Raw genomic sequence first — 23,468 nt, 5'->3', positions numbered from 1 at the left:
ACCTACTCGGAGGGACCGTCGGCGTCGCTGATATCCGGACGTCAGTTTCCGGAAGGCGGCTCCGGGTCACGGCGCTCGCCCGGCTGACCGGTCGGCCCGGCCGGCGGCGGCGTGGTCGGCGGCTGGTCGGGGGTCGACGGGTACGCCGGGTACGACGGGTCGCCCGACTGCCCCGTGGCCGACGGGTAGCCGGGGTCGGCCGACTGGCCCGGTGCCGACGGGTACGCCGGGTAGGCACCACCCGGCACCGGCGGCTCCCAGCCCGCCTTCGGCTTGCGGAAGAACTCGTTCGACTTCGGCAGCGCCAGCAGGATCAGCGCGCCCAGCAGTGCGAGCAGCGCGACGACGCCGAGCAGCGTGCTGACCGGGGCGAACCAGGACGGCAGCGCGTCCTCCAGCCGGCGCTGGATCTCCTGCCCGCTGGGCAGGTCGCCGCTGGTGTTGCCGCCGCCCATGGTGCCGCCGGAGACGCCGTTGAGCAGGCTGCCACCGGTGCAGCAGAACAGGATGCCGCCCACCACCCAGGTGGTGATACGGGAGGCGTTCTTGCCCCGGTTGTTCAGCAACGCCAACACGACGAGACCGGCCGCCAGCAGCAGCGACAGGATCGACGTGCCGATGGTGAAGGCGTACGCGATGTCACCGGCCGACTCGGCCGAGGTGCCGGCGTACGCGTCCTTCAGCACGTCCCGGATCTTGCCGATGACGGACAGCGTCACGATCAGGTTCAGCACCTGGATCGCGGCGACGAGAATGAGCAGCCAACTGGAAAGCGTCACCACACTGGGACGCGCGCGGGGCGAGGTGCCCGGAGCATCGACCATGATTCTCCCTCCCTGGATGAGATCACCACCGTAGCGATCCCGGGCCAGGTGAGCACGGCAGAAGGGCTCAGTGATCGGCGGCGCGGCGCAGCCGCCGGTGCTCGGCGGTGACCACGCCGAGCAGCGCCAGGTCGAGCGCGACCGCGGAGACCGCGCCGAACTGGTTGACCGTGAAGTTGAAGACCTGCCCGAACAGCAGGTCGACCAGGATGGCCAGTTTGAACAGGCGGAACGCCTCGGTCCGGTCCCGGCGCAGCAGCCAGGCCGCGCGCAGGCTGAGCACGGCGGTGACCAGCGCGGTGGCGCTCACCCCGAGCACCGCGCCCCACTCCCGTTCCTGGTCCAGCGCGCCGGTCACGCCGTCGACGACCACCGCCACCACGGTCACCACCGGCTCCACCACCAGCCAGAGCACCACCGGCCAGACCAGCCAGCGCCGGCCCACCGCCCAGGTGGCGAGGCGTCGGGCCCACGCCGCCCCGCGCTGCCAGAATCGCACCGGCGGCGGTTCCCGGCGGGGCACCGCGTCCAGCACCTGGGCCAGGGCCGCCTCGGTGGCCGGCCCGGTGCCCTGCACCAGGCGCAGCACCGCGATCCGACGCCTGTCGGTCAGCCCACCGGGCAGGCCGCTGAGCACCAGGTCCAGCGCGTTGGCGGTGCGTTCGGCCGGGGTCAGCCGGCCCCGGCCGGTGCGCCCGCGTACCGCCTGGGTGAGCAGCACCAGCAGGGCGAACACGACGTAGATGATGGCCGCGGCGGGCGCGTAGAAGTAGTCGGTGCGGGCGGTGACGAACTTGCCGACCTCGTCGATGAAGAGCCCGAACCCGACGCCGCCGACCACCGCGCCGGCGGTGCGCGGCCCACCACCGAGGAACACCAGCGCGATGCCCAGGCCGACGACGAGCAGCAGGCCACCCCAGAGCACGTGCGCGATGTGCAGCCCACCGCCGCCGAGCTGCGGATAGTTGGTGGCCTGGAGGTAGGCCCGGACGGCCAGCACGGTGACCACACCGGAGAGCACGAACGCCTGGAGGTACGCGGCGGCGCCGATCGCCCGGGTCGGCAGCCGGCGGACCAGCCGATGGTGTGCCCGCATGCTCCGAAACCTAGTAGCCGCGCCACTCCTCGCGGGCGTACTCCAGCACCCTGGGCTGCAACAGCGTGGAGGCGGGCACGTCCACCCGGCCACGGTCGGCGGGGAACGTGGCGGCGGCGGCGAGCACGGCCGGGGTGAGGAAACGCAGCGGCGGCGCGTCGGCCGGCAGGGCCAGCTCCGGCGCGGCGTCGCCGGGCGCGGCGAGCACGAACCCCCAGTCGCCGAAGCTCGGCACGTCGACGTGGTACGGCACGGTGGCGAACCCCGCCTCCCGCACCGACCGCTCGATCGACCAGTACGACCGGGGCGCGAAGTAGGGCGAGCCGGACTGCACCACCAGCCGCCCGCCCGGGGCCAGCACCGGCCGGACCAGCGCGTAGAACTCGACCGTGTAGAGCTTCGCGGTGGCCGTCTCGTCCGGGTCGGGCAGGTCGGCGATCACCACGTCGAAGCGTTGCGTGGCGGTCCGCAGCCAGCCGAACGCGTCCAGGTTGAGCACCCGTACCCGGGGGTCGGTGAGCGAGGCGTGGTTGAGGTCGCGCAGTTGCGGCTCGCTGCGGGCCAACGTCACCACGGCCGGGTCGAGGTCGACGAGCGTCACCGAGCGCACGTCCGGGTACTTCAGGATCTCCCGCGCCGCCAGCCCGTCGCCGGCGCCGAGCACCAGCACGTCACCGTGCGGCCCGCGCATCGCCGGGTGCACCAGCGCCTCGTGGTAGCGGTACTCGTCGACGGAGCTGAACTGGAGGTCACCGTTGAGGAAGAGCCGCAGGTCGGTGTCGGTGTGGCCGACCTCCCGCACCGAGCGGGTCAGCACGATCTCCTGGTAGCGGCTGCGCTCGGCGTGCACCACCGGGTCGCGGTAGAGCTGCTGGCGTGCGGTCACCTCGAAGTCGTGGGCGGTCACCCAGGCGTACCCGAGCAGGAGCGCGACCACGACGGAGCCGGCGCCGAGGCCGACCCGCGCCCGGCGGCTCAGTTCGTCGCGGAACACCGTGAAGACCAGCACCACCCCGGCGACGGCGTTCACCGCGCCGACCACGAGCGCGCCCTTGAGCTGGCCGAAGATCGGCATCAGCAGGAACGGGAAGGCCAGCCCACCGAGCAGCGCGCCCACGTAGTCGGCGGCGAACAGGTCGGCCACCGCGCTGCCGGCGGACTGCTCGCGGATGCGTTGCAGCATCACCATCAGCAGCGGGATCTCCGCGCCGATCAGCAGCCCGAGCACGAACGCGGTGCCGACCAGCGCCGGGCCGTAGAGGTCCAGCCAGGCGAACGCCGCGTAGAGGCCGAGCACGGAGAGGCCGCCAAGCAGCGCGAGCGTCAGCTCGATCGCGGCGAACGCGGGCGCGGCCCGGGACTGCAACGGCTTCGCGACCAGCGCGCCGACGCCCATCGCGAAGACCATCACGCCGAGCACGATCGACGCCTGCCCGACCGCGTCGCCGATCAGGTAGCTGCCGAGCGCGACCAGCGCCAGCTCGTACACCAGGCCGCAGGCCGCGCAGACGAAGACCGCGAGCAGGACCGCCGCGCGGGCCGCGCGCCACCGCGGCCGCGCGGGCACGTCGACGGTCACGCTTCCTCCCGGGTACGCCCGGCGGGTCCCGCCCCGGCGCGCTGCGCGGGCCCGGCTTCCCGGCGCTGCCGGTTTCGCTGTCGCACGCCCACGGCGATGAACAGCGCGGCGGCCAGGAACAGCCCGACCGTGGTGAGCAGCAGGACCCACCGGTCCCGCCAGAAGTCGCTGCCGGCGTCCGGTAGCGGTGCGGCCGGGGTGGCCGGCTCGGCGGTGAGGACGGCGGCCGGGTCGGCCAGCCCTCGCTCGGTGGCGAGCAGCGGCAGCATCGTGGCGGCCCGGGTGACGGCCCAACCCGGTTCGTCGACGAACGCGTCCTCGTCCAGCCCGAAGCGGCCCAGCCCCGACTCGATCGCGGAGAGGTCGGAGAACTCGATGTCCGACGAGCCTCGGACCCGGATCGCGGCGGAGTCGTTCGACTCGCTGCTGGACGACGTGTAGAAGACGTTGGCGGTCACCTCGATCCAGCGCGCGCAGCCGGCCGCGTCCTCGACCGGGGTGCCGTCGCCGAGGTTGGAGCCGACGCTCACCGGGTCGTACCCGTCGAGCAGTCGCCACCCGTAGCAGATGCCCTGGCTGTCGGCCGCGGCCTGGAGGATCGGCACGGTGCCGGAGCGCTCGTCGGCGGCTGGCGCGGGAACGGTGGTGTCCGAGTCGCCGGTGATCGCCCCGAGGACGCAGGCACCGACCGTGACCCCGATGATCACCGTCCAGATCAGCACCTGTTGGCGCTTTTTCTGCGCGCCCGTCGCGGTGGTCTTGCTGTTGGTCATCAGCTGATGGCGGCGGCGATGATCGCGCCGGTGGCGACGTGCACCGTGGCGGAGATCCAGACCGCCGGGTGCGGGTCCGGGTCGACCAGCAGCTCGCCGAGCTTGCCGGGGGTGGCCACGTCGAGCAGCACGAACGCCGCCGCCATGATCACCAGACCGAGGAACCCGTACGCGGCGGCGCCGACCAGCCCGAGCATGAAGTCGTCGGCGCTGGCCACGATCGCGGCGACCACGACGGTGCCGACGCCGACCAGGTTGGAGGCGAGCAGCAGCGTGGCGTTGCGGTTGCGCTCGGCCCAGATCAGCTCGTGGAGCTTGCCGGGGGTGGCCAGGTCGACAAGCAGGTAGCCGACGGCCATCAGGACCACGCCGACCACGCCATAGGCGAGGGTGACCAGCAGATCGGTGACGAGATGCTGCACAGGAACTCCAGGGTGAGGGGGTCGGACGGGCTACTTGCCGGCGCCGGGGCCGCCGCCCCGGACGGTGCTGCCTCGGCCCCAGCCCCAGCTGTTGCCGACGACGCTGTGGTACCGGGGGTACGCGGTGGACATCCGCTCCAGCAGGATCACCGAGCCGACGGCGAGCGGGAGGATCACCACCGAGTCGTCGTCGTAGCGCAGGTACACGCCGCTGCCGTCGACGTACTGGTCGGCCGGCTGCCAGGTGTCGGTAATCTCCTTCGAGACCTGGCTCGGCGACCGGTTCGAGGTGTACGCGACGGCCTGCGAGCCGATGTCCCGACCGGACGCCCGGGAGTAGTGGTCCTGCACGTAGCCGCGTGGCGAGAAGTTGCCGTAGAAGATCGCGAAAGCGGCGACCAGCGCGCCGACCACGGCGACCGCCACGCCCACCACGAACCACCGTCGGTACGTCACAGCTCCTCCACCACCGTCTCGGTCAGGACCAGCTCGTTTGTCTGGGGGTAGGCGTGCCAGGTGCGCCAGGCGACCGGGCCGCCCGGCGGGTCGGGTCGGACGGCGAGCGCGGTGACCGCGTCCTCGTCGCCGGGAAACACCCCGACCAGGGCGAACGGGTCGCCGGCCAGTTCGGCGCGGAGCGCCGCGACCCGGGTACGCAGGCCGTCGCCAGCCGGCCGCAGCACGGTGGCGGTGAACCGGTAGCCGGCGGTCGCGTCGTGCAGCGTGTCCGGCAGGTGCGGCCGGCGGCCGGGCAGGCAGGCGACCGTCTCGGTCAGCCCGCCGAGGACCACCTGGTGGGAGGCACCGAGCAGGCGCAGCCGCAGCCGGGTCCCGCCGGGCAGGTCGACGTCGCGGACGGCCAGCGCCGGCAGCTCCGGGCCACCGAGCGTCAGGCTCAGGTCGGCGGCGCGGCTGTCGACGTACGGGGTCTGCAGGGCGACGAGCACGCTCACTTCACCTGGTCCGGGCCGCCCTGCGGGTAGATCATCACCTCGGCGCGGCGCAGTTCCTCGCCGAGGTTCACCTCCCAGCCGGCCTCGCCGTACGCCTCGAAGGACAACCGGGCCCCGCCGGGTGCCTGGTAGTCGTGGTAGCGCATGGTGCCGCGCGGGTCGAGGCCGGTGCCCTCGGTCGCGGTGTAGCGCGCCTGGCCGGACTCGTCCCAGTTGTAGCGGCGACCGGCGATCTCCAGCGTCGGGGCGCCCGGCGTCACCGTGGCCCCCGGCTCACTGGCCCAGAGCACCATCTCCAGGTCCGGCTCCGCCTCGACGGAGAGCCAGCGCTTCACGCCGCCGGCGTCGTCGAGCAGGTGTTCCGCCCAGCTCCAACCGCCCTCGACCAGGTGCACCGAGCCGCGCACGGTGTACGGCACCTGGCGGATCTCGACGATGTCGCCGGGCTTGAGCGCGCGCGGGTCGCCGCGCAGCGCGTCCGAGTCCCGGTCCCGGAACGGGTCACCGGGTGCCGCCTTCGGGCGTGGCGCCGAGCGGGACCTGCGCAGCGCGATCACGGCGATCACCACGCCGGCCACCCCCAGCAGGCACCCCAGCGTGGCCACCACGTACGCCACCGAACCGTTCATGACCGCCTCCCCCCAACCTGCATTGGCGGAGACGGTAACAACCCCGCGCACCTCGGCCGAAGCGCTGTTCGCTGAGTGTGGGGTCAGCTACGGTCTGCCGCGAGTCGCTCGGCCGCGTACTCACGCAGCGTGGTGCGGCCCATCACGCAACCGTGGAACGTGGTGAACTCGCCGTCGTCGTCGCGCAGCCGTTCCCAGGCGTTCCGCCCGGCCGCCGGGTCGACGGTCTCCAGCAGCGTGGCCGCGTACGCCTTCCCGGCCGGCGAGCCCTTCCGGAGCAGCCGATCCACCTCTTTCCGGGCGCGTTCGGAATGGTCGGCGAGTGCCCGCTCGATGTGCCGGTACGCGTCCGTGGCCGGCAGGATCTGCCCCGCGAACCCCACCCCGCCGAACGCCAGCGTGTCCGCCTCGGCGAGCTGCCGGACGGCGGCGTCCAGTTCCCGGTCCTTCTTCCCCATCCCCACCATGCCCTCCTATTGCCCGCTCCGCCCCGACCCGACGCTGTTGACCATGAAGTTGTCCGGCACCACGACGGCGTGTCGCACCGCCAACCTCATGATCGCCGGAAGGGGGCGGGGCCCCGCCGGTCCGGCGGGGCCCCGAGCCGGGGAAGGGGATCCGTCAGGCGGCGGTTACGGTCAGGGCGTCCTTGGTGTCGGCCAGGTCGACCTGGACCGTGTCGCCGTCGCGGATCTCGCCGGCCAGGAGCGCCTTCGCGAGGCGGTCACCGATGGCCGACTGCACCAGCCGGCGCAGCGGGCGCGCGCCGTAGATCGGGTCGTACCCGTGGTCGGCCAGCCAGGTGCGGGCCGCGTCGGTGACGTCCATGCCGAGCCGACGGTCCGCCAGCCGGCGCCGCAGCCGGTCGAGCTGGATGTCGACGATGGCCCGCAGGTCCTCGCCCTGGAGCGCGGCGAACACCACGATGTCGTCGAGGCGGTTGAGGAACTCCGGCTTGAAGTGCGACCGGACCACCGCGAGCACCCCCTCCCGGCGCTCCTCCTCGCCGAGCGTGAGGTCGCTGATCACCGACGACCCCAGGTTCGAGGTGAGGATCAGGATGGCGTTGCGGAAGTCCACCGTCCGGCCCTGGCCGTCGGTGAGCCGCCCGTCGTCGAGCACCTGGAGCAGGATGTCGAAGACGTCCGGGTGGGCCTTCTCCACCTCGTCCAGCAGGATCACCGAGTACGGCCGGCGGCGCACCGCCTCGGTGAGCTGGCCGCCCTCCTCGTACCCGACGTAACCGGGCGGGGCGCCGACCAGGCGGGCCACCGAGTGCTTCTCGCCGTACTCGCTCATGTCGATGCGGACCATGGCCCGCTCGTCGTCGAAGAGGAACTCGGCGAGCGCCTTGGCCAGCTCGGTCTTGCCGACGCCGGTCGGGCCGAGGAAGAGGAAACTGCCGGTCGGGCGGTCCGGGTCGGCGACGCCGGCCCGGGCGCGGCGGACCGCGTCGGAGACCGCGCCGACCGCCTCGGCCTGGCCGACCACGCGGGCCCGCAGCGACTCCTCCATCCGGAGCAGCTTGGCGGTCTCGCCCTCCAGCAGCCGGCCGGCCGGGATGCCGGTCCAGGAGGCGACCACGGCGGCGATGTCGTCCGCGCCGACTTCCTCCTTGAGCATCGCGCCGTCGGCCTGGAGCCGGGCCAGCTCCTCCTCGGCCTGCTTCAGCTCACCCTTGAGCGTGGGGATCCGGCCGTAGCGCAGCTCGGCGGCGCGTTCCAGCTCGCCGTCCCGCTCGGCCCGCTCGGCCTCGCCGCCGAGCCGCTCCAGCTCCTCCTTGGCGGTGGAGAGCTTGGTGATGTGGCTCTTCTCGGTCTGCCAACGCTCGGAGAGCGCGGTGAGCTGCTCACGCTTGTCGGCCAGCTCCTTGCGCAGCCGCGCCAGGCGCTCGGCGGAGGCGGCGTCGGGCTCCTTGGCCAGCGCCATCTCCTCGATCTCCAGCCGGCGCACCGCCCGCTCGATCTCGTCGACCTCGACCGGGCGGGAGTCGATCTCCATGCGCAGCCGGGACGCGGACTCGTCGACCAGGTCGATCGCCTTGTCCGGCAGGAACCGGTCGGTGATGTAGCGGTCGGAGAGCGCGGCGGCGGCGACCAGCGCGGCGTCGGTGATGCGTACGCCGTGGTGCACCTCGTAGCGCTCCTTGAGCCCGCGCAGGATGCCGATGGTGTCCTCGATGGTCGGCTCGCCGACCAGCACCGGCTGGAAGCGGCGCTCCAGCGCCGGGTCCTTCTCGATGTGCTCGCGGTACTCGTCGAGCGTGGTCGCGCCGACCATCCGCAGTTCGCCGCGGGCCAGCATCGGCTTGAGCATGTTGCCGGCGTCCATCGAGCCCTCGCCCTTGCCGGCGCCGACCACGGTGTGCAGCTCGTCGAGGAACGTGATGACCTGCCCGTCGGAGTTCTTGATCTCCTCCAGCACGGACTTGAGCCGCTCCTCGAACTGGCCGCGGTACTGCGCGCCGGCAACCATCGCGCCCAGGTCCAGCGAGACCAGCTTCTTGTCCCGCAGCGACTCGGGCACGTCACCGGCGACGATGCGCTGGGCCAGGCCCTCGACGATGGCGGTCTTGCCGACGCCCGGCTCACCGATCAGCACCGGGTTGTTCTTGGTACGCCGGGACAGCACCTGGATCACGCGGCGGATCTCCGAGTCCCGGCCGATCACCGGGTCGATCTTGCCGTCGCGGGCGCTGGCGGTCAGGTCGACGCCGTACTTGGCCAGCGCCTGGTAGGTCTGCTCCGGATCGGCGGTGGTGACCCGACGGTCCCCGCCCCGGACGGTCGGGAACGCGGCGACCAGGTTCTCCTCGGTGGCGCCGGCGTTCTTCAGCGCGACCGAGACCGCGCCGCCGACCCGGGCCAGCCCGGCGAGCAGGTGCTCGGTCGAGGTGTACTCGTCGCCGAGCGGCCGGGCGATCTGCTCGGCGGCGCCGATGGCGTTGACGAACTCCCGGGCCAACGTCGGCTCGGCCAGGCTGGAGCCGCGCGCGGCGGGCAGCGCGTCGACCGAGCGCTGGGCGACCCGGCGCAGTTCGGCGGCGTCGGCGCCGACGGCGCGCAGCAGGCCGGCGGCGGTCGAGCCGTCGGTGTCCAGCAGGGCCAGCAGCAGGTGCCAGGGCTCCACGGTGGCGTGACCGCGCTGGTTCGCCAGCGCGACGGCACCGGTGATGGTCTCGCGGCTCTTGGTGGTGAGGCGTTCCGTGTTCATGGGCTCCCCCGGGATCGGCGTGTCGACTGGACATGACACAACCAGAGTTGAGTCTATTCCGCTCAACTCCACCCGTGTGACCTGAGTCACCGTCTCCGGCCGGGGAGACGTGCGGTGCAGGGCGTCACGTGGTCGGCGCGCAGCACGCAGCGCCGGCCGCCGTCGAGCTTGCGGTCGCAGAACACCCAGTGGCGTACGCCCTGGTCGTCCTCGGCCGAGACGGTGATCCCGCCCAACGCCCTCGCTGCGCGAGCTGATCGCCCATTACCAGGTCTCCGCAGAGCCGGTCCGCTCGGCGCTGCTGATCCTCCAGGCCGAAGGGCTGGTCGAGGGGCACCAGGGCAAGGGCACCTATGTCACCCCCCGCGGCAACGCCTCCTGATTCCACGAGCATCCGGGTGGTGGCTCGGCTCCGGGAGCAGCATGTGCCTGGCAGAGGTAGCCTCACCGGCGTGCGAGTACGTGTCGAACAGACCGCCTTACCGGGAATCGGCGTACGTCATGACCTGATGACGGAATCCGGCCGCCGGCTCGGCGTGGTCTCCCATCGCAATGGCCGCCGCGACCTGGTCCTCTACGACCCGGACGATCCCGACTCCTGTCAGCACGACATACCGCTGACCGACGACGAGGCGGAGGCGCTGGCCGACATCCTCGGCGCGTCGCTGATGCTGGGTCAACTCTCCGGGCTGCGCGAGCAGGCCGCCGGGCTGCTGACCGAGCAGATCGTGATCCCGGCCGGCTCGAAGTACGTCGGTCGGCGGCTCGGCGACACGAAGGCCCGCACCCGGACCAGCGCGTCCATCGTGGCCGTGCTGCGTCAGGGCGAGGTGAACGTCTCGCCCGACCCCACCTTCCGGTTCGAATCCGGCGACGTGGTCGTCGTGGTCGGCACCCGACAGGGGCTCGACGGCGTCACCTCCATCCTCGCCGAGACCGACCCGGACGGCTGACGCGTATGCACGAAACCCAAATCCTGCTCGTCGAGGTCGGCGCGCTGCTGCTCCTGCTCGGCCTGCTCGGCCGGCTCAGCCGTCGCGTCGGCGTCTCGCCCATCCCGCTCTACCTGCTGGCCGGCCTCGCCTTCGGGCACGGCGGCCTGCTGCCGCTCAACGCCAGCGAGGAGTTCTTCGCCGTCGGCGCGGAGATCGGCGTGATCCTGCTGCTGGTCATGCTCGGCCTGGAGTACAGCGCGAACGAACTGGTCGGCAACCTCCGCTCGGCCGCGCCCGCCGGGCTCATCGACGCGGTGTTCAACGCGCTGCCCGGCTTCGCGTTCGCGCTGCTGCTCGGCTGGGGCTGGGTCGCCGCCGTGGTGCTCGCCGGCGTCACCTGGGTGTCGTCCTCGGGCGTGATCGCCAAGGTGCTCGGCGACCTGGGCCGGGTCGGTAACCGGGAGACCCCGGTGATCCTCTCCGTCCTGGTGATCGAGGACCTGGCGATGGCGCTCTACCTGCCGCTGGTCACCGCGCTGCTCGCCGGGGTCGGCCTGATGAAGGGCGGCATCGCGCTCGCCATCGCGGTGTTCACCGTGGTCGTCGTGCTGGCCGTGGCGATCCGGTACGGGCACCTGATCTCCACCGCGCTCTCCGCCAAGGATCCGGAGGCGCTGCTGCTCGGCGTGCTCGGCCTGACCCTGCTGGTCGCCGGTATCGCGGCCAAGCTCCAGGTCTCCGCCGCGGTCGGCGCGTTCCTGGTCGGCATCGCGCTGTCCGGGCCGGTCGCGCACCACGCCACCCAACTGCTGTCGCCGCTGCGAGACCTCTTCGCCGCGGTCTTCTTCGTGTTCTTCGGGCTGGTCACCAACCCGCTGGACATGCCGCCGGTGCTGCTGCCCGCGCTGCTGCTGGCCGTGGTGACCATGGCGACGAAGGTGGCCACCGGCTACCTGGCCGCCCGTCGGGCCGGGATCGCCGAGCCCGGACGCTGGCGGGCCGGCCTGGCGCTCACTCCGCGCGGTGAGTTCTCCATCGTCATCGCCGGGCTGGCCGTGTCGGCCGTCTACCCGGTGGAGCCGAAGCTGGCCGCGCTCGCCACCGCGTACGTGCTGATCACGGTGGTGACCGGTCCGCTGCTCGCCCGACTGCCGGACACCCCCTGGTTCAAGCAGTGGCTGCGCCGACGTGCCGCCGCCACCCGACCGGTCACGGTGCCGGTGGGCGACTGACCCGTGGCCGGGCCTGATCGGCTGCTCAGCCGGTCCGGCCCGGCCAACGGTTGTCAAATTGATTCCGGGAAGGGCTACCACTGCTCCGCCGAAGCGCGTTAACGTGTCGCCCCAGCAGCCAGGGTCCGCGGGTGGCCGGAGCCCCCGTCAGCGTCAGCGGAAGGTCGGCCGGTGAACGTGCGGGAAGAGACGTTCCACGGCTTCGCCAACCCGGTCGACCCCTCGCCCGCCGAGCTGCGGGCCTGGGCGTACCAACCGGACTCGGTGCCACTGGCCTCCATGCCACCGGACTGGGACCTGCTGGTCGCCGGTGACCACCTGGTGCAGACGCTGTTCGACCTGGCCATGGACCGGTCCTGCCCGGCCCGCCGGTTCGCGCTGCACTGCCTCTACATCTACGCCGCCGACGGCATCCGGACGAACTTCCGCGCGCACCCGAAACGCCGCTTCCGCAAGCTCGTCGAGCAGGCCGAACGGACCGGCGACGACCTGATGCGCAACTGGGCGCACAACAGCCGGGTGCTGCTCGCCCGCCCGGATCTCTTCGTCTACCGCGACTGGTGCGAGGGCGGCCTGGTCCGCGAGAACCGCCGCCTCTGACCCCCCACCCGCCGCACCCCGCCTCCGCCGTGATCATGAAGTTGACGGCGGTGTCGATCTCCACCGATGCCGCCAACTTCATGATCACCGGTCAGGGTGGGCCGAGTGGCGTCCGGCCCGCGCGAAATGGCGAACGGGCCGGGGCCCCCCGTGGGTCCCGGCCCGTTCGTCGGCGGACCGTCAGGTCGATCCGCCCTGCTTCTTGCGCCGTTCGTCGTCCCTGGCGCGGTCCACACCGTGGTCGGTCTGGTCGGCGAAGCGCCCTTCCTTGACCTTGTCGCTGAAGCGGCCCTCGGTGACCCGGTCGAACCGCTCCTTGACGTTCTCGGCCACCTTCTCGAGGCGTTCCTCCGCGCGTTCCGCCACTTTCTTCGCCGGTTCCGCCATGGCTCCCCCCGCCAGCCCGGATTCCGTTTCAGGGCTTTCATCCCTGATCGGAAGCCTAGTGGAATCCACTCCGCCGCACCCCCACTTCCGCAACCTCCGGCCGGCACCGGTGGAACGCCATGGATCCCTCCGCGGCCCGGAGACAGCCATGGCGTTCCACCCACTTGCTCTGCAGCCATGGGGGCAATGGGAGAGACGACGGAAGGCCGGCAACGGCCCCGGGAACAGCGGGGACGTGCCGGCCCTCGGACGAGCGCGAGCAGCAGGTGTCAGCGATCGGGGGTACGGCGGGGACGCCAGACCACGAGCGCGGTGGAGGTGCGGTTGGTGGGCACCAGGTCGCCGCGGGGGAAGCCACCCAGCGACTCCAGCTCGGCGATCCGCCGGTACGCGGCGTCCAGCTCCGCCTCCAGCCGGGCCACCCGCTGCTGCGCCTCCTCCAGCAGCCGCTCCAGCCCGATGATCCGCTTGACCCCGGCCAGGTTGATCCCGTCGTCCTGACTGAGCCGCTGCACCTCGCGCAGCAGCACCACGTCCCGGACGCTGTACCGGCGACCGCCGCCGGCCGCCCGGCCGGGCTGCACCAGGCCCAGCCGGTCGTACTGGCGCAGCGTCTGGGGGTGCATGCCCGCCATTCGCGCCGCCACCGAGATCATCAGAATCTTGGCTTCGTAGGCCGGGTCACCCGAGCCGACGTACTCCTCCGACATGCCCGCTCACCTCCGCTGCCGCCGTCAACTGAATCGACGTACCCGCGCGTCGAGATGTTCCCGCGCGGCGGGCGGGGTCTGTGCCGCGAAGGTCTCCAGCGCCGCCCGCGCCTCGTCCGACACCTTCGCCGGGACCACCACGTCGAGCGTGACCAGCAGGTCACCGGCGCGGCCGTCGTTGCGTACGACGCCCTTGCCGCGGGCCCGCAACACCCGCCCGGCGGGGGTACCCGGTGGCACCCGCAACGTCACCGTGCCGTCCAGGGTCGGCACCCGCAGGTCGGTGCCGAGCACCGCCTCGGCGTACGTGATCGGGACGTTCAGGGTCAGATCGTCCCCGGTGCGTCCGAACAGCTCGTCCGGGCGCACCTTCACGTGCACGAACAGATCTCCCGCCGGGCCGCCCCGGTCGCCGGGTTCGCCGCGACCGGCCAGTCGGATCCGCTGGCCGTCGGCCACCCCGGCCGGGAAGCGCACGGTCAGCGTGCGGGTCTTGGTGACCCCGCCGCTGCCGTGGCACTCCGGGCACTTCTCCTCGACGATCGTGCCGACACCCTGGCAGTTGCGGCACGGCTCGGAGAAGCTGAACGACCCCTGGTTGCGGGTGGTCACGCCGGCGCCGTGGCAGACCGGGCAGGCCAGCGGCGTGGTGCCCGGCTTCGCGCCGTTGCCGTGGCAGGTGTCGCACACCCCTGGTGCGCGCAGCGTCAGCGGCAGGGTGACGCCGCGGACCGCGTCGGAGAAGTCCAGCGCCACCTCGGCCTCGACGTCCCGGCCCCGGGCCGGACCGCGCGGGCGTGCCCCGCCGCCGGCGCCGCCACCGGAGAAGATCGTGCTGAACAGGTCGGTGAAGCCGCCGCCACCGAACCGGGCGTCGCCACCACCGCCGGCACCACCGCCGCCACCGCCGAACAGGTCGGAGACGTCGAACGGCGTGCCCCCGGACTGGCCCGCGCCGCGGGCGCCGCGCCGGAACGCGCCCGAGCCGAACAGCGACCGCATCTCGTCGTACTCGCGACGCTTCTTCTCGTCGCCGAGCACCGCGTACGCCTCGGAGACGGTCTTGAACCGCTCCTCGGCCCCGGCATCACCGGGGTTGTGGTCCGGATGCGACTCCCGGGCCAGCTTCCGGTACGACTTCTTGATCTCGTCCGAGGAGGCGGACTTGTCCACGCCCAACGCGGCGTAGTAGTCCTTCTCGAGCCAGTCCTTGGAACTCACCGGTCCACCCCCTTCCACGGGTCGAATCCCGGTCGTCCCGCCCGCCCGGTGCGGGCGGGCGGGACGTCACGGGTCGGCACTACTCCGGGTCCGCGACCGCGACCAGGGCCGGCCGCAGCAGGCGCTCGCCGAGTTGGTAGCCCCGGCGCATGACCTGCACGCAGGTCGGCTCGGTCACGTCGGCGGAGGTCTGGTGCGCCACCGCCTCGTGCCGGGTCGGGTCGAACGGGTCGCCCTGCTCGCCGAACGCGGTCAGGCCGAACTTGCCCAGCGCGGCGGTGAGCTGGTCGGCCACACTGCCGAACGGACCCACCAGGTCGCCGTGCTCACGGGCCCGGTCCAGGTCGTCGAGGATCGGCAGGAGTGCGGTGAGCACCCCGCCGGTCGCCTGCTCCTGCACCAGGTTGCGGTCGCGGTCGACCCGCTTGCGGTAGTTGGCGTACTCCGCCGACACCCGCTGGAGGTCGCGGGTGCGCTCCTCCAGGTCGGAGCGGAGCGACTCCAGCTCGGCGCCGAGCGGCGCCTTGCCGGTCTCGTCGCTCGGCTCGGCCGGCGCGTCGACCACGGGGGGCCCGGCGACGTCGGCGTCGCCGCCGATCTCGTCGACCACGACCTCGGCCTCCTCGACCAGCCCTTCGGCGGGCGCGTCGGCGGCGGCGTCGGCGGCGGACGGGTCGTTCGCCGGCTCCTCGGTCACCTTGCCGAGCTTGCGCTTGTCGCGGATGACGACCCGCGGCTCGTCGCCGGCGTCCTTGCCGGCGCCCGCGGAGCCACCCGGCGCCGACCCGGTGGAACCCGGGTCGGCAGCTCGTGGCGTGTCCGTCATGCGGTCACCTCATCCCTCTGCGGTGCGGATCGTGCCGGGGACCGACTGTCACTTCTTGTCCTCGTCCACGATCTCCGCGTCGACCACGTCGTCGGCGCCGCCGGCCTGCGGACCGCCGGTCGCACCCGCGCCGGCACCCGGCCCGGCCGCACCCGCACCGGGAGCGCCCGGCTCACCCTCCTGCTGCTGCGCGTAGAGCAGCGAGCCGGCCTGCTGGGAGACCTGCGCCAGCTTCTCGTGCGCGGCCTTGATCTTCTCGATGTCCTGCCCGCCGAGGGCGCTGCGCAGCTCGCCGAGCGCCTCGTTGAGCTGGTCCCGGTTCTCGGCCGGCAGCTTGTCGCCGCTCTCGGCGAGGAACTTCTCGGTCTGCCACTGGAGCGCCTCGGCGACGTTGCGGGTCTCCGCCTCCTCGCGGCGGCGCTTGTCCTCGTCCGCGTGCTCCTCGGCGTCCCGGCGCATGCGCTCGATGTCGTCCTTCGGCAGCGAGGAGCCGCCGGTGATCGTCATCTTCTGTTCCTTGCCGGTGCCCAGGTCCTTGGCGTGCACGTTGACGATGCCGTTGGCGTCGATGTCGAACGTGACCTCGATCTGCGGCACGCCGCGCGGCGCCGGCGGGAGGCCGGTCAGCTCGAACGTGCCGAGCTTCTTGTTGTAGGCCGCGATCTCCCGCTCGCCCTGGAACACCTGGATCAGCACCGACGGCTGGTTGTCGTCGGCCGTGGTGAAGACCTCGGAGCGCTTGGTCGGGATGGTGGTGTTGCGCTCGATGAGCTTGGTGAAGATGCCGCCCTTGGTCTCGATGCCGAGGCTCAGCGGCGTCACGTCGAGCAGCAGGACGTCCTTGACCTCGCCCTTGAGCACGCCGGCCTGGAGCGCGGCGCCGACGGCGACGACCTCGTCCGGGTTGACGCCCTTGTTCGGGTCGCGGCCGGTGAGCTGCTTGACCAGGTCGGTGACGGACGGCATCCGGGTCGAGCCGCCGACCAGGATGACGTGGTCGACGTCGGCGACCTTGATCCCGGCGTCCTTGACGGCCTGCTCGAACGGGCCCTTGCAGCGGTCCAGCAGATCCTGCGTCATGCGCTGGAACTCGGCGCGGCTCAGCGTCACGTCGAGGTGCAGCGGGCCGGCCGCGCCGGCGGTGATGTACGGCAGGTTGATGTTGCTGGTGGTGGCCGCGGACAGCTCGATCTTGGCCTTCTCGGCCGCCTCCTTGAGCCGCTGCATGGCCATCTTGTCCTGCGACAGGTCGATGCCGTGCTCGCCGCGGAACGTCTTCACCAGGTGGTCGATGATCCGCTGGTCCCAGTCGTCGCCGCCGAGCTGGTTGTCACCGCTCGTCGACTTGACCTCGACGACGCCCTCGGCCAGCTCCAGCAGGGACACGTCGAACGTGCCGCCACCGAGGTCGAAGACCAGGACGGTCTGCTCCTTGGAGCCCTTGTCCAGGCCGTACGCCAGGGCGGCCGCGGTCGGCTCGTTCACGATCCGCAGCACGTTGAAGCCGGCGATCTCCCCGGCCTCCTTGGTGGCCTGGCGCTGACCGTCGTTGAAGTAGGCCGGGACGGTGATCACCGCGTCGGCGATCTGCTCACCCAGGTACGCCTCGGCGTCCCGCTTGAGCTTCATCAGCGTCCGCGCGGAGATCTCCTGCGGGGTGTACTTCTTGCCGTCGATGTCGACGGTCCAGTTGGTGCCGATCTCCCGCTTGACCGAGCGGATGGTCCGGTCGGGGTTGGTCACCGCCTGGCGCTTGGCGACCTCACCGACGAGCACCTCGCCGTTGCGGGCGAACGCGACGATCGAGGGAGTCGTACGCGAGCCCTCAGCGTTGGCGATGACGGTGGGCTCACCGCCCTCGAGAACGCTGACGCAGGAGTTCGTCGTGCCGAGGTCGATGCCGACCGCACGTGCCATGTTCGCTTCCTCGCTTCATAACGGGTGAGCAGGTCGGTTGGCCTGCCCGGCGGGGTCGCCCGGAAGGCAGCCGCGCCACAAGTTGAGTGAACTTGACTCAATAGTGCCACGCGATCGGCAAACCGCAAGTCGGGGTTGAGTCGACTCGACGCAACCTGACCGTTATTACCGTCCGGTTGTCTTACCTTGCGTCGGTCGGGCACGCTTTAGCGGTGACGACGCATGGCGATTCCGCCACCCGTGCCGGCGCGCCCGCCGTCGCAGCCCGCACCGGAACCCCCACCGGCGACGACCAGCCCGCCGAAGCCACGGCGGGCCTGTCCGCCGCGCTCACCGACCTGCGGGCCGCGATCGACGCGGCTCGCTTCCCGCTCGCCCTGCCCTCGGCCGAGTCGGCCCGGCACGCCGCCCGGAGCCTCACCGACCAGCTCGACGACTACCTGCTGCCGAGGTTGGCCCGACTCGACGCCCCGCTGCTCGTGGTGGTCGGCGGCTCGACCGGCGCCGGCAAGTCGACGCTCGTCAACAGCCTGGTCCAGGCGCGGGTCAGCGCGGCCGGGGTGCTCCGGCCCACCACCCGTTCCCCGGTGCTGGTCTGCAATCCGGCCGACGCCGCCTGGTTCCGCCAGGGCGAGCTGCTGCCCGGCCTGACCCGCACCACCGAGCCGAGCGAGCACCCGGGCACCCTCCAACTGGTCACCGCCCCGGCACTGCCGGCCGGGCTGGCCTTCCTCGACGCCCCCGACATCGACTCGGTGGTGGACGCCAACCGGGCGCTCGCCGGGCAACTGCTCGCCGCCGCCGACCTGTGGTTGTTCGTCACCACCGCCGCGCGCTACGCCGACGCCGTGCCCTGGGAGCTGCTGCGCAGCGCCCGGGCCCGGGGCACCGCCGTCGCCATGGTGCTCGACCGGGTCCCGCCCGAGGCGGCCGACGAGATCGCCGCCCACCTGTCCGAGATGCTCGCCTCGCAGGATCTGGGCGCCGCGCCGCTGTTCGTGCTGCCGGAGACCTGGGTGGACGGGCAGGGCCTGCTGCCGGACCGGATGACCGCGCCGCTGAGCGGCTGGTTCGCCCGGCTCGCCGGCGACGCGGAGGCCCGCTCGGCGGTGGTCCGGCAGACACTCGACGGCGCGCTGGCCGCCCTGCACCCGGTGGTCGAGGGGTTGGCCGACGCCGCCGACGAGCAGATGGCCGCCGCCGAGGCGCTCGACGAACGGGTCCGGGCCGCCTACCGGGGCGCCGAGCGCACCGTCGACCAGGGGCTCCGGGACGGCCGGCTGCTCCGGGGCGAGGTGCTGGCCCGCTGGCAGGAGTTCGTCGGCACCGGCGAGTTCTTCCGCAGCCTGGAGGCACGGATCGGCCGGCTGCGGGACCGGATGGTCGCGGCGGTCACCGGTCGGCCCGCCCCGGCGGCGGAGCTGCGGACCGCGATCGAGTCGCAACTGGTCACGCTGCTGCGCGGGGTGGCCGCCGAGGCGGCCGAGAACGCGTACACCGGTTGGAAGGCGCACCCGGCCGGCGCGGCGCTGCTCGAACCGGAGCTGGCGTACGCGTCGGCCGACCTGCCGGCGCGCGGCGAGCAACTGGTCCGCGACTGGCAGCGCGCGGTGCTGGAGCTGGTCCGCGTCGAGGGCGGCGACCGGCGGTTCGTGGCCCGCACCGCGGCGTACGCGGTCAACGCCACCGGCCTGGCCGTCATGATCGGCGTCTTCGCCTCCACCGCGTTCATCCCGACCGGCCTGGAGGTCGCCGCCGGCACCGGCACCGCGGTCGCCGGGCAGACCGTGCTCCAGGCCATCTTCGGCGACCAGGCGGTGCGTAACCTGTCCCGAAAGGCGCGGGTGGACCTGCTCGACCGGGTCGGCGCGCTGCTCACCGAGGAGGCCGCCCGCTTCCTGGCCCGCACCGAGGCCGCCCGCCCGGCCACCGACGCCGGTGCGGCGTTGCGCCAGGCGGCGGTGACGGTCGAGCGGGCCCGGCACCGCAGCGGCCTCACCACCGCCGACGGCGCCCCGTCGCCCACCGCCACCGCCACCGACCAGGACGGACGCCACCACCCGTGAGCGCGAGGAGCGAGCCGGGCCTGCGAGCCCCGCAGTCGCGAACAAGGACGGCATCATGACGAACCTCGTGGGACGGATGCGCGAGGCGTTCCGAAGCGACCAACGGATCGACCCGGACGTCCTGATCGCGCGCCTCCAGGCGGTCCAGCGGTTCCTCGGCGCGGTGGACGGCCAGGTGCCGGACGCCCAACTGGTGGCCGCGCACACCGTGGTCGAGCGGGCCGGCGACCGGCTCGCTCTCTCCGGCCGGCACACCGTGGTCGCGCTCGCCGGCGCCACCGGCAGCGGAAAGTCGAGCCTGTTCAACGCGCTGGCCCGGATGGACCTCTCCCCGGTCGGCGTGCGCCGGCCGACCACCGGTGTGGCCCACGCCTGCGTGTGGGGCCCGCTCGACGGCGCGGTACGCCTGCTCGACTGGGTCGGGGTGCTGCCCCGGCACCGGTTCGTCCGGGAGAGCCCGCTGGACGGCGACGACGAGTCCAACCTGCACGGCCTGGTCCTGCTGGACCTGCCCGACTTCGACTCGGTGCAGCACCACCACCGGCTGGAGGTCGACCGGCTGCTCGGCCTGGTCGACCTGGTGGTCTGGGTGGTCGACCCGCAGAAGTACGCCGACCGCGTGATCCACACCAGCTACCTGCGCGAGTTCCACCGGCACCGGGACGTGACAGTGGTGGTGCTCAACCAGGCCGACCGGTTGCACCCGACCGCGCTGCCCACCGTCCTCGACGACCTGCGCCGGCTGCTCGACGCCGACGGGCTGGGCGGGGTGCCGCTGCTGCCCACCGTGGCCACGGACCCGGCCGGGCTGGCCGGGCTGCGGGCCGAGCTGGAGAAGACGGTCGCCGAGCGGCAGGCCGCGCTGCGCCGGCTCTCCGGCGACGTGGACGCCGTGGTGACCGACCTCGAACCGCTGGTCGGGCCGGAGCCGCCACGCACCCGGCCGGGTGACGCCTCGGCCCGGGAACTCACCCGGGCGCTGGCCGGGGCGGCCGGCGTGCCGACCGTGGCGCAGGCGGTCCAGGGCGCGTACCGGCACCGGGCCGTGAGCAGCACCGGCTGGCCGCTGGTGCGGAGCTGGCGGAAGCTGCGCCCGGATCCGCTGCGCCGGTTGCACCTGCCGGGGCGGGACCCGGACGCGCCGGCCGAGAGCCTGATCTCGGCCACCTCCGTACCCGATCCGACCGCCGCGCAGCGCTCGGCGCTGAACCTGGCCATCCGGGCGGTGGCCGACCGGTCCGGCGCCGACCTGCCGGCGCCGTGGCCGACCGCGGTGACCGCCGCGGCCCGGTCCCGGCTGGCCGAGCTGCCGGGCGCGCTCGACCACGCGGTCGCCGCCACCGACCTCGGCATGGACCGGCGACCGGCCTGGTGGCGGGTGGTCGGCGCGATCCAGTGGCTGGTCACGCTCGCGGCGGTGGGCGGCCTGGTCTGGCTGGTCCTGGGGTACGCGCTGCGCTTCCTCGGCCTGCCACCGCTGGAACACCCGAAGCTCGGCGAGGTGCCCTGGCCCACCGTGCTGCTGCTCGGCGGCCTGCTGGCCGGGCTGCTGGTGGCGGCGCTGACCCGGCCGGTGGTCGGGTGGGCGGCCCGGCGGGCCCGCGACCGGGCCGAGCAGCGCCTGCTCACCTCGGTCGGCAGCGTCGGCGAGAAGTACGTGCTGGATCCGGTCTGGGCGTTGCTGGGGCGGTACGGCGCGGCACGGGACGCGCTGCACGAGGCCGGCCGGCGCTGAATCGGGCGCGCGGAGCGGTGTGACGGCCGTCGGCGCGGCGTAGGGTCGATGCATGGCCACGCCACAGACCCCCTACGACGCGGTGCTGCACGCCGCGCGCGACGTGACGAGGCTCGACTCCGCCCTGGACGCGGAGATGCTCGGCGCCGCATTGCTGGGCAGCGTCTACGCCGTCGCGGAGCACGACCGACAGCGAGCCGTCCACGAGTTCGTGACCGGCTTCCTCGCCGCCACGTCACGCCGGCGCAGTGCCGCCGCGACCACCATCCGCGCCGTCTTCGCCGCCCTGGTGCCGGACGCCGAGGGCGCCGCCCGGGTCCGGCCCGGCGCGTACGCCCCGGCGTGGGCCGGCCAGCTCGGCCGGGTGCGCCTCACCGGCACCTGGGCGTACGGCGACGTGTACGGCGACCAGACCTCCTACCTGGCCACGTTCGCCTACGAGGACGAGGAGCAGGGCGGGCCGGAGCACGCCCTGGTGGCCCTCGTCGACCACAACATCGGCATCACCAAGGACGTGTTCGTCGGCGGTCCGGCGGCCCGGATCGTCGAGCAGGCCCGGGAGATCTGCACCGAGGACGAGCTGACCTGGTTCCGTGCCGAGGACCCGGCCCGGATGCACGCGGAGGTGGGCCGCCACCTGGCGGTCACCGACGACCTCGGCGAGTTGCCCGCCCAGGGTTCACTCGCCACCGACCGGGCCCTGGTGGGCGCCCGCCTGGCGGCCCTGCCCGGGCCGCGACCGCCGACCGGGCCGGAGGTCGTGCCGCCGGCCACCGACGAGGAGCGGACGAGGCTGGTACGCGCCTTCCTCGACTCGCCCGAGGCCGCCCGTTTCGGCCTGCCCGAGGTGGCCGACGGCGAGCTGGCCTCGCTGCACTTCTGCCTGGGTCTGCTGCTGGATCACGCGGCGAGCTTCCCGGACGCCGACCCGATGCGGTGGAGCCCGATGGTCGTCGAGCTGTTCCTGCTCGACTGGGTGCACCGTCGCGCCGTGCTGGACATGGACGACGCCGCGATGCTGCCCCGGGTGTTGCGGGCCTGGGCCGCGTACGCGGGCCGGCAGCGCGGGCTGGCGCCACCCGCGACCGCCCGGACGGACGAGGCGATCACCGAGATGGTCCCCGAGTTCGCCCGGCTCTACAGCACCGGTGAGCGGCGGAGCGCGGCCACCGCGGCGGTGGCGCAGTTGATGGCGGACGGGGTGGACCCGGACGACCCGGCGGCGCTGGACGCCTGGATCGAGGCGAACCGGCACCGCCTCACCGACGACCCCGCCTGAGCCGGTCCGGCTCGCCGCTCGGCGACGGCCCCTGGCTCGGCTCCGACGTGGGCCCGGAGGTCGGCGCCGAGGTGGGCCCGGACGACGACGGCTCGGCGGTCGGCCCCGACGACGGCTCCGAGGTGGGCCCGGACGTCGGCTCGGCGGTCGGTCCGGACGAGGTGCCGGTCGGCTCGGGGGTGGGCGCGGAGGAGGTGGTGGTGGGCTCGGGCACCGGGACCGGATCCTGCGCCGGGTCGGACGCCGAGGGGGTGGGTACCGGCGTGGGCGAGGGCACCGGCGACGGTCGCGGCGGCCGGACCGGTGAGGGCCGGGGTGGTTCGGGCGGGGCCGCCGGCGCGGTGGCCGGCCGGGACCGACGCGCGGAGCCGAGGTCGCTCTTGTCGGGCGGGATCGGGGCGGCCGGGAACGCCGGTCGCGGCGGCGCGGTGGTGGTGACGGCGTCGACCGCGGGCGTGGACGCCGTCAGCACCGGGGCCGGCGTGGTCCGGGGCAGCGGGATGACCACCGGCCCGACCGAGGGCGTCGGGATGAACGGCGTGCCGGCGTCGGGCAGGGCGCTGTTCCCCACGGTCGCCGAGCCGGTGCTGATCGCGGCCAGGATCGGCATCGAGGCGGTGCCGGCGAGCAGCGCCACGGTCAGCAGGTAGCCCCGGCTCGGGCCACCGACGCCGGGCGCGCGGTGCGCGCCGACCACCCGTCGGTAGCGGGCGGCGGGCAGGGCCCGGTGCCGGCCCAGGAAGGGGGCACCGGGAGGACCCTCTGGTTCAGACACCGGCACACTCCTCGTACGCGTCGACGGAACGGAACAGCCCGCCCGAATATCCGGACAAAAGCCGCGTGAACGCTCATCGCCAGCTTGACCGAGTGACAGTCAGTTCACCAGCCGCAACCGCGTGTCGACACACATTTTGTCCGCCGAGGGCCCGTCACCTGTCGGGACAAAAGCGCTCATCCGTCGCGAAGCCGATGGAAGCTCACCGACGGGGGAGGCCATACTGTGGGCCCGCTCACCTCCTCTGCAATCATTCAGGCACGACGGCAACGCAGCCGCTACCTCCGCGCACCCCG

At 73.1% G+C, this 23,468-nt stretch carries 24 protein-coding genes; 7 read left to right on the top strand and 17 right to left on the bottom strand.

What is annotated here, in order from left to right:
* Positions 1–41: 41 nt before the first annotated feature.
* The 11 genes from ACLQ2W_RS02780 to ACLQ2W_RS02730 all read right to left on the bottom strand — a co-directional run bounded on the left by ACLQ2W_RS02780 (position 42) and on the right by ACLQ2W_RS02730 (position 9,725).
* Positions 42–824, bottom strand: a complete 783-nt coding sequence (locus tag ACLQ2W_RS02780) for a hypothetical protein (RefSeq protein WP_405091887.1) — start codon at positions 822–824, stop codon at positions 42–44.
* 67 nt (positions 825–891) lie between these two features.
* The gene (locus ACLQ2W_RS02775) at positions 892–1,890 is read right to left on the bottom strand and encodes a hypothetical protein (protein ID WP_425785996.1); all 999 of its coding nucleotides are present in this window, start codon (positions 1,888–1,890) and stop codon (positions 892–894) included.
* Between the two features lie 40 nt (positions 1,891–1,930).
* Complete coding sequence (locus ACLQ2W_RS02770; RefSeq protein ID WP_425785099.1) at positions 1,931–3,499, bottom strand: polyamine aminopropyltransferase; 1,569 nt, start codon at positions 3,497–3,499, stop codon at positions 1,931–1,933.
* On the bottom strand, positions 3,496–4,272 hold the full coding sequence (locus ACLQ2W_RS02765; RefSeq protein ID WP_425785098.1) for a hypothetical protein: 777 nt from the start codon (positions 4,270–4,272) through the stop codon (positions 3,496–3,498). The genes ACLQ2W_RS02770 and ACLQ2W_RS02765 overlap by 4 nt, the downstream gene beginning before the upstream one ends.
* Positions 4,272–4,694: a DUF350 domain-containing protein gene (locus tag ACLQ2W_RS02760; protein ID WP_405091884.1), complete on the bottom strand. Its 423-nt coding sequence runs from the start codon at positions 4,692–4,694 to the stop codon at positions 4,272–4,274. Before ACLQ2W_RS02760 ends, ACLQ2W_RS02765 begins: the two co-directional genes overlap by 1 nt.
* Positions 4,695–4,724: 30 nt before the next feature.
* Positions 4,725–5,150 (bottom strand): DUF4247 domain-containing protein, encoded by a 426-nt coding sequence (locus tag ACLQ2W_RS02755; RefSeq protein WP_281933638.1) that lies wholly within the window; start codon positions 5,148–5,150, stop codon positions 4,725–4,727.
* Positions 5,147–5,641: a DUF2617 family protein gene (locus ACLQ2W_RS02750; RefSeq protein ID WP_107162655.1), complete on the bottom strand. Its 495-nt coding sequence runs from the start codon at positions 5,639–5,641 to the stop codon at positions 5,147–5,149. Before ACLQ2W_RS02750 ends, ACLQ2W_RS02755 begins: the two co-directional genes overlap by 4 nt.
* Before the next feature lie 2 nt (positions 5,642–5,643).
* Complete coding sequence (locus ACLQ2W_RS02745; protein ID WP_405091883.1) at positions 5,644–6,276, bottom strand: DUF4178 domain-containing protein; 633 nt, start codon at positions 6,274–6,276, stop codon at positions 5,644–5,646.
* An 83-nt stretch (positions 6,277–6,359) separates the two neighbouring features.
* Entirely contained in the window at positions 6,360–6,743 is a 384-nt protein-coding gene (locus ACLQ2W_RS02740) for a hypothetical protein (protein ID WP_425785097.1), read from the bottom strand.
* 154 nt (positions 6,744–6,897) lie between these two features.
* Positions 6,898–9,489, bottom strand: coding sequence for an ATP-dependent chaperone ClpB (gene clpB / locus ACLQ2W_RS02735; protein WP_405091881.1), 2,592 nt, complete (start codon positions 9,487–9,489; stop codon positions 6,898–6,900).
* Positions 9,490–9,575: 86 nt separating this feature from the next.
* Positions 9,576–9,725 carry a hypothetical protein gene (locus tag ACLQ2W_RS02730; RefSeq protein WP_425786041.1) on the bottom strand — a complete coding sequence of 50 codons (150 nt, stop codon included), beginning with the start codon at positions 9,723–9,725 and terminating at the stop codon, positions 9,576–9,578.
* Between the two features lie 8 nt (positions 9,726–9,733).
* Between ACLQ2W_RS02730 and ACLQ2W_RS02725 the strand changes: the two genes are divergently transcribed.
* The 4 genes from ACLQ2W_RS02725 to ACLQ2W_RS02710 all read left to right on the top strand — a co-directional run bounded on the left by ACLQ2W_RS02725 (position 9,734) and on the right by ACLQ2W_RS02710 (position 12,256).
* Positions 9,734–9,871 (top strand): GntR family transcriptional regulator, encoded by a 138-nt coding sequence (locus ACLQ2W_RS02725; RefSeq protein WP_425785995.1) that lies wholly within the window; start codon positions 9,734–9,736, stop codon positions 9,869–9,871.
* A 70-nt stretch (positions 9,872–9,941) separates the two neighbouring features.
* A complete protein-coding gene (locus tag ACLQ2W_RS02720) occupies positions 9,942–10,442 on the top strand; it encodes a cation:proton antiporter regulatory subunit (RefSeq protein WP_107158231.1) in 501 nt (166 codons plus the stop codon).
* Positions 10,443–10,447: 5 nt separating this feature from the next.
* Positions 10,448–11,656 (top strand): cation:proton antiporter, encoded by a 1,209-nt coding sequence (locus ACLQ2W_RS02715; RefSeq protein WP_425785096.1) that lies wholly within the window; start codon positions 10,448–10,450, stop codon positions 11,654–11,656.
* Positions 11,657–11,827: 171 nt separating this feature from the next.
* Entirely contained in the window at positions 11,828–12,256 is a 429-nt protein-coding gene (locus ACLQ2W_RS02710; RefSeq protein ID WP_107158229.1) for a hypothetical protein, read from the top strand.
* A 180-nt stretch (positions 12,257–12,436) separates the two neighbouring features.
* On the opposite strand, the gene ACLQ2W_RS02705 is transcribed toward ACLQ2W_RS02710, so the two are convergent.
* From ACLQ2W_RS02705 to dnaK, 5 genes are all read right to left on the bottom strand, one after another.
* The gene (locus tag ACLQ2W_RS02705) at positions 12,437–12,643 is read right to left on the bottom strand and encodes a hypothetical protein (protein WP_107158247.1); all 207 of its coding nucleotides are present in this window, start codon (positions 12,641–12,643) and stop codon (positions 12,437–12,439) included.
* A 269-nt stretch (positions 12,644–12,912) separates the two neighbouring features.
* Positions 12,913–13,353 (bottom strand): heat shock protein transcriptional repressor HspR, encoded by a 441-nt coding sequence (locus tag ACLQ2W_RS02700; RefSeq protein WP_107158228.1) that lies wholly within the window; start codon positions 13,351–13,353, stop codon positions 12,913–12,915.
* Positions 13,354–13,377: 24 nt separating this feature from the next.
* Positions 13,378–14,574, bottom strand: coding sequence for a molecular chaperone DnaJ (dnaJ, locus tag ACLQ2W_RS02695; protein ID WP_425785095.1), 1,197 nt, complete (start codon positions 14,572–14,574; stop codon positions 13,378–13,380).
* 79 nt (positions 14,575–14,653) lie between these two features.
* Complete coding sequence (gene grpE, locus ACLQ2W_RS02690) at positions 14,654–15,400, bottom strand: nucleotide exchange factor GrpE (protein WP_281933660.1); 747 nt, start codon at positions 15,398–15,400, stop codon at positions 14,654–14,656.
* A 48-nt stretch (positions 15,401–15,448) separates the two neighbouring features.
* On the bottom strand, positions 15,449–17,317 hold the full coding sequence (gene dnaK, locus ACLQ2W_RS02685; protein WP_405091876.1) for a molecular chaperone DnaK: 1,869 nt from the start codon (positions 17,315–17,317) through the stop codon (positions 15,449–15,451).
* A gap of 212 nt (positions 17,318–17,529) precedes the next feature.
* On the opposite strand from dnaK, the gene ACLQ2W_RS02680 reads away from it, so the two are divergent.
* Genes ACLQ2W_RS02680 through ACLQ2W_RS02670 form a run of 3 tightly spaced genes read left to right on the top strand, consistent with a single transcriptional unit; the run spans position 17,530 to position 22,397 of the window.
* Positions 17,530–19,383: an ABC transporter gene (locus ACLQ2W_RS02680; RefSeq protein WP_425785094.1), complete on the top strand. Its 1,854-nt coding sequence runs from the start codon at positions 17,530–17,532 to the stop codon at positions 19,381–19,383.
* 55 nt (positions 19,384–19,438) lie between these two features.
* Positions 19,439–21,118: a GTPase gene (locus ACLQ2W_RS02675; protein ID WP_425785093.1), complete on the top strand. Its 1,680-nt coding sequence runs from the start codon at positions 19,439–19,441 to the stop codon at positions 21,116–21,118.
* 52 nt (positions 21,119–21,170) lie between these two features.
* A complete protein-coding gene (locus ACLQ2W_RS02670) occupies positions 21,171–22,397 on the top strand; it encodes a hypothetical protein (protein WP_425785092.1) in 1,227 nt (408 codons plus the stop codon).
* Here the strand turns inward: ACLQ2W_RS02670 and ACLQ2W_RS02665 are convergent.
* Positions 22,378–23,172 carry a hypothetical protein gene (locus ACLQ2W_RS02665; RefSeq protein WP_425785091.1) on the bottom strand — a complete coding sequence of 265 codons (795 nt, stop codon included), beginning with the start codon at positions 23,170–23,172 and terminating at the stop codon, positions 22,378–22,380. The two genes, ACLQ2W_RS02670 and ACLQ2W_RS02665, sit on opposite strands and share 20 nt — an antisense overlap.
* Between the last annotated feature and the right edge of the window lie 296 nt (positions 23,173–23,468).

Origin of the sequence: Micromonospora sp. DT227 (genome assembly GCF_049841835.1) — a bacterium.
Lineage (GTDB): Bacteria > Actinomycetota > Actinomycetes > Mycobacteriales > Micromonosporaceae > Micromonospora.
This window is presented reverse-complemented; position numbering and strand designations above follow the sequence as displayed.